This window comes from Microcystis sp. LE19-84.1B (genome assembly GCF_027531875.1).
In the GTDB taxonomy this organism is placed as follows: Bacteria; Cyanobacteriota; Cyanobacteriia; order Cyanobacteriales; family Microcystaceae; genus Microcystis; species Microcystis panniformis.
Window position 1 is genome coordinate 1 of record NZ_JAPZSR010000345.1, and the last position, 5,459, is coordinate 5,459.

5 protein-coding genes are annotated in these 5,459 nt (G+C 50.9%); 2 read left to right on the forward strand and 3 right to left on the reverse strand.

Translation table 11 applies throughout. From position 1 onward, the window contains the following. Nucleotides 1-137: 137 nt before the first annotated feature. Nucleotides 138-365, reverse strand: coding sequence for a hypothetical protein (locus O9324_RS19770; RefSeq protein WP_288141097.1), 228 nt, complete (start codon nt 363-365; stop codon nt 138-140). On the opposite strand from O9324_RS19770, the gene O9324_RS19775 reads away from it, so the two are divergent. Continuing rightward, nucleotides 304-1,647: an FAD/NAD(P)-binding protein gene (locus O9324_RS19775; protein WP_288141096.1), complete on the forward strand. Its 1,344-nt coding sequence runs from the start codon at nt 304-306 to the stop codon at nt 1,645-1,647. The genes O9324_RS19770 and O9324_RS19775 overlap by 62 nt on opposite strands. Here O9324_RS19775 and O9324_RS19780 read toward each other — a convergent pair whose 3' ends face one another. Next, a complete protein-coding gene (locus O9324_RS19780) occupies nt 1,648-2,571 on the reverse strand; it encodes a TauD/TfdA dioxygenase family protein (protein WP_004159780.1) in 924 nt (307 codons plus the stop codon). A gap of 91 nt (nt 2,572-2,662) precedes the next feature. Further along, complete coding sequence (locus O9324_RS19785) at nt 2,663-4,207, reverse strand: iron uptake porin (protein WP_502846593.1); 1,545 nt, start codon at nt 4,205-4,207, stop codon at nt 2,663-2,665. A 513-nt stretch (nt 4,208-4,720) separates the two neighbouring features. Between O9324_RS19785 and O9324_RS19790 the strand changes: the two genes are divergently transcribed. Then, on the forward strand, nt 4,721-5,398 hold the full coding sequence (locus O9324_RS19790) for an ABC transporter permease (protein WP_288141095.1): 678 nt from the start codon (nt 4,721-4,723) through the stop codon (nt 5,396-5,398). Nucleotides 5,399-5,459: the final 61 nt, after the last annotated feature.

Sequence of the window (5,459 nt, forward strand, 5' to 3'; positions counted from 1 at the left end):
TGTCAGTCTGTAGAGCGACCATAAGACCAGAACAGAGTAAATCTGTTAAGGCAGGTGCGAAAAATCCTTCGGGAAAGAAGCAGAAACCCAAATCGTGAGGTTTGGGAATCGCCGTCCGTTTTACGGCGGCGAGGATGTCAATTTAGATGTAGCCGCCCCGTGGCATCGCAGCCTTGTCTTTGTATTCTAAATGAATCATAATACAATCTTGCATGAAGTATAATACAGGACAAGGACATGACCGATGTGACTGTTTCCCAACCAGCGATCGCTATTATCGGCGGTGGTTTCAGCGGTTCTCTGGTGGCAGCCAATCTCCTACGAAACGCCGCTGTACCACTGACCATCAAGTTAATTGAACCCAACCCGCAATTAGGAAGAGGAGTCGCTTACCAAACACAATTTCTCTGTCACCTACTGAACGTACCGGCTGGCAAAATGAGTGCCTTTGTCGATGAACCGGCACACTTCTTGAACTGGCTGCATCAGAACGGGCAGGAACAAGTGACAGCATCCACCTTCGTGCCGCGCCAGATTTATGGAGATTACGTGCAGGCGCTCTTGAAGGAAGCAAGGGAGAAAGCTCCGGCTTATATACAGTTAGAGCAAATCGTCGAGCGAGCGATCGCCATCGAAACGCTCCCCAACTATACAAAGGTCTATCTGAGCAGCGGCCGGTGTTTGTCTGTGCAGAAGGTAGTGCTGGCATTGGGCAATTTTCCCGCCTCTTGGCCAAAACCCATTGCCCTGCTGTCGAACCGCGATCGCTATGCCCGGCATGGTTGGTCGGCTGAGGCAACCTACGGCTTAAATCCAGAAGATTCGCTATTGCTGGTGGGAACCGGACTGACGATGGCTGATGTAGTGGTTGCCTTGCGCTCTCAAGGATTCCAGGGACAGATCCATGCCGTCTCGCGCCACGGATTGAGCCCCCACTCTCACCAAGTGACTTCCCCTTATCCTGCCTTTATTGACCTAGAGACTGCGCCAAAAACAACGCGAGGATTACTCCACTTAGTGCGCCAAGAAGTGCGATCTGCTCAGGCACAGGGGCAAAACTGGCGGGCGGTATTTGATGCCCTGCGTCCGCTCACGACAGAACTCTGGCAAGCACTGCCCTTAAAAGAACAAGAGCGATTTCTGCGCCACGTTAAGGCTTACTGGGAAGTTCACCGCCATCGAATCGCGCCAGAAATTGCTGAGAATCTCAATGCAGCCGTGCAGTCCGGTCAATTGAGATATTATGCTGGGCGGATTGAAAGCTGCCAGCAGTTGGGGGATCGAGTGGCGGTGACAGTTCGGGAACGGGGCAGCCACAGAGATCTCTTTTTTCAGGTCAATCGGATTGTCAACTGCACCGGCTCAAACTCTCACTATAGCCAACACCCCTTGCTGGTAAACCTACAACAACAAGGGCTACTCCGCCCTAGCCCAGTGTCAATTGGTATCGACACTGCCCCCAATGGTGCCCTCATTGATGCTGGGGGAAATGTTTCCCAACGGCTTTATACGTTGGGAACGCTACGCAATGGCAATCTTTGGGAATCCATTGCCGTTCCCGAAATCCGGGTGCAGGCTGCTAATCTCGCCGAGGAGATTCTACAATCCCTGTCGCTCAAGCCAATGAATAGGTTTGAGTCAGTTTAGTCAAGCGCTGTCTTTGTTTTGGGAACCGGGAATATAATCGCTAACGTCTCCCGTAACCACACCACCACGCTGCCCGTCAATACTGACTGGAACATCGCCCACGATGGTGATTCGTTGCACCCGACGGGGGCGATCGCCATAGTCTGCAATCGCGTAATGCTGGGTAGAACGATTATCCCAAAAAGCGATATCCCCCACTTGCCAACGCCAACGTACCGTGTTTTCCGGACGAGTGACGTAGGATTGCAAAAGTTTTAGGGTATCGAAAGAATCCTCTGAAGAAAGTCCTTTAATACGACGGGCGAAGGATCCTAACACCAGTGATCGCTCACCGGATTCAGGATGAACGCGCACCGCCGGATGGATAGCCTCATAAATTGTCGATTGGAAAACCTTGGCGTAATCCCTTTTGGCTTGGGAAATCTCAACCGTAGAAGCGGCATAATCCGAGTGATTGGTATGAACGACCCACAGATGCTCAGCTAAGGCTTTCAAATGGGGTGGCAAATCTTCATATCCTGTCACCGTATTAGCCCACATCGTATCCCCTCCATATTGCGGAATAATAACCGCACGCAAAATCGAGCCTAAGGGCGGTCGTTCTACAAAAGTAACGTCGGTATGCCAAAGATCCGTATAGGCATGGTGTCGCCGATAATCTAAATCGAAAATTTCAGGGTAATCCGTTAAGTAACCCGGTACAGTGGGGTGAGCTTTTGTCAACTCGCCAAAACGACGGGCAAAAGCGATGTGACCCTTTTCGTCTAAGGTTTGTTGTCGAAAAAAAATAACTTTGTATTGAATCAACGCTTTACGGATCTCTGCGATTAGATCATCGCTCGGATTTTGACTCAGATCGATGCCAACGATCTCGGCTCCAATTCGCCCGGCGATCGGTTGAATATTGAAATAGTTGAAACCCATAGATTTATCCTCCAGTTCCTAGTTCTCACCGTCTCAGATCGGTGACTTAAATACGAAAAATGCAAGAGCAAATGTGGTGATAACGGGATTTTTAGAAAGTAAACGTGGTTCTGACTGTCCCGATGATCCCGTCGGGATTTCCCGCATCCTGGTTAGGCGCGGTGATCCAGATTACCCCCGGCGTGATCGAGATATTCTTCGTCAATTGGTACTTATAAAACGCCTCCAGATGGAGCGAGAGATCGTTCGGGCTAGTATCTCCCCGATACGGCTCTGCGCCCACCACGAGACCGCCTAAATTCCCCTCTTTGCCCAGATCGGGAAAACCGAGTCCTAGCGCATAGTACCAGATATCGGCACTACCGGAACCGCTAGTTCTTCGGGCGTTGGTGTAACCGAAGAAACCGTTAAGAATGACGTAGGGGTTAAACTGGAAGAAACCCGAAACCCCGTAGGAGTTCGAGGAAACCGGCCCGTTAAAGGGCGCGTTCGCGGGAGCCGTACCGATTTTCGCCCCTCCCGTGCCGAAGTCGAAGAGAGGTCCGTCCGGTTGATAAGCGTGGACGTAGGTGAGCGCGATACCTGCGTTCGCGTCGGGCAACCAAGCTAGTTGGAACAGGGTGTTATATTCCCCGTTAAATAAACCGTTTCCCGGATTGGGATTTCCCGATGTATCGTCTCCCGCCAGATAGCCGGCGCTAATGGTAAACTGTTTGCCGATGTTGTAATTTAGACCGACTCCCGAACCCCCGCCGAGGGTATAGACGGGATTGAATTGGGCGAAGATACTGAGGGCTTTCCGGCCGTTCGTCCCTCCCCCGATCACGGGGTTGAGGGTCGGGGCGAAATCCCACCAGCGACCGCTATAGGCCGGGAGATAGACGTACAGATCGCCCACGGGAAACTCGTAGGCGAGCCAGTCGAGGACGATATCGTTGCCGTTCCCCGCCGGGAGGTTAAAGGTTTGGTTGCCCTGGGCGTTATTGGGGAATCCGGGGAGTTGCAATCGGGTCGCACTACTGGCCGCCAATCGGACGGTTAAGAGGTCTTTTCCAGTAAAGCTAGACTCCAAGGATAGACGAACCCGATCTTGAAACACAAGGTTACTTCCCTGTATCGAACCTTGGAACGCGTCGGTCAGGGCAAAGATTACTTCTCCCTTCAGTTTTGTCGTCGTCGAGAATTGATGATTTTCTAGAAAAGCGGTGCGCTGTTCGAGATTGTCGAGCCTGGCACCCAAGGCCGCCAACTCGGCGGCGAATTCCTCCGCCAATCGGTTAAGCTGAACGATATCCTCGCGGGCGATCGCTACATTTTCCTGAAGTAACCGCTCGATCGTGTTCAGACAGGCGTTTAAGCCCGCGGCGAACTCCCATCGCGTTAAGGCTCGATCGCCCCGAAAGGTTCTGTCGGGATAGCCGACGATACAGCCGTACCGTTCCACTAATTGTTGCAGTGCTTGATAGGCCCACGCGCTCGGCGATACGTCCCGCAATTGGGAAACCGAAGTGATCTGGGCCATCGGCGGCTGGTTTTCTAAAAATTTTTCCTCGGCCCGCGACGAATTCGCGCTCGCCAGGGCCATCCCTACCAAAACCGAACCCGAAAATAATCGAACTAGAAATCCCTCGAACATACTTCTAGACTCCTTCACCGCGAATTAAATACAGTAAGTTGATAGGCATACTGTATTTATTGATTGATTGATCGAGGAGTATGACACAAATTTCCGAGCGGTGCAAGTTTTGTCAGGATATCCAGACTCTTCGCTAGGTCGTTCCATTAGTTATTATACATGGCTGCCAGTTTACTTTTTTGAGCGTTGCTGAATTAAGGTATAAATGACAACCTTGCACCCAGCCAAAAGCTAGTCTAGGTCTAGGTTTTAAAATCCTAAAAAAGAAAATTTATATCTCAAACCAGCAACACCAGAAATCTTTGTCAAGTACAATTTATACAAAATTATATGAGTTTATTTTGATCAACAAACTTGACTTTTTTGGTCGGCTTGCCCTAGGATAATGAAATCTCGATGGACTAGCTAACTTTACGAATTCGTGATTAGGCGACACGAGAGAAATTAGCCGTAGTTCGATCATTTCTTTCCGAGAAACGATCGCTCTTTTACTATCAGCCGCGAGGGAGTTGTATGGTTTTGAAACCGGAAAGGACACCCACCCGAAATCCTTCTCGAAAATCCCCGATCTATCGTTTTCTGACTCCGGAGCGAGCGATCTCTCTGGGATCGGTGCTGCTGATCTTCGCCCTCTGGTATCTCAGTACGTCTTTAGGCTGGGCCAATCCCCTGTTTCTCCCAACGCCTGCAGCGGTTTGGTCGGCGTTTGTCGATATTCTGCAAAGTGGCTACAAGGGCCACTCGCTTCTCTATCATCTTTTTCAGAGTATGTACCGACTGATGGCGGCGCTAGTGCTGGCCACTGTTACCGCCATCCCCTTGGGTATGTTATGCGGTTTCTCCAAACTGATCCGAGCAGCCCTTGACCCAATTATCGAGTTCTACCGACCGCTACCCCCCCTCGCTTACTACACCCTGTTAGTCATCTGGTTAGGCATCGAGAATCCGTCGAAAGTCGCCCTTTTATTCCTGGCCGCCTTCGCCCCACTTTTTCTAGCGGTGGTTTCCGGGGTGGAACGGATTTCGAGCGACCGGATCAACGGCGCACGATCCCTCGGTGCTTCCGGCTGGCAGTTATTTGTCTATGTCATATTCCCCTCCTGCCTGCCGGAAATTTTCACCGGATTGCGAACGGCGATCGGGCTAACCGATCGCTTAAATTCAAGCGGAAAGGTGGGCAAAAAAGGATAAAATCCTTGTGTAGTCAAGAGTTGGCCAACAAGGAGTCGAGCCCTTACGTCAAAAACAAAGG

What these genes read in the sequence shown, in the direction of transcription:
- O9324_RS19790 (WP_288141095.1), top strand. Translation starts at nt 4,721, where the DNA reads ATGGTTTTGAAACCGGAAAGGACACCCACCCGAAATCCTTCTCGAAAA.
- O9324_RS19780 (WP_004159780.1), bottom strand. Translation starts at nt 2,571, where the DNA reads ATGGGTTTCAACTATTTCAATATTCAACCGATCGCCGGGCGAATTGGA.
- O9324_RS19785 (WP_502846593.1), bottom strand. Translation starts at nt 4,207, where the DNA reads ATGTTCGAGGGATTTCTAGTTCGATTATTTTCGGGTTCGGTTTTGGTA.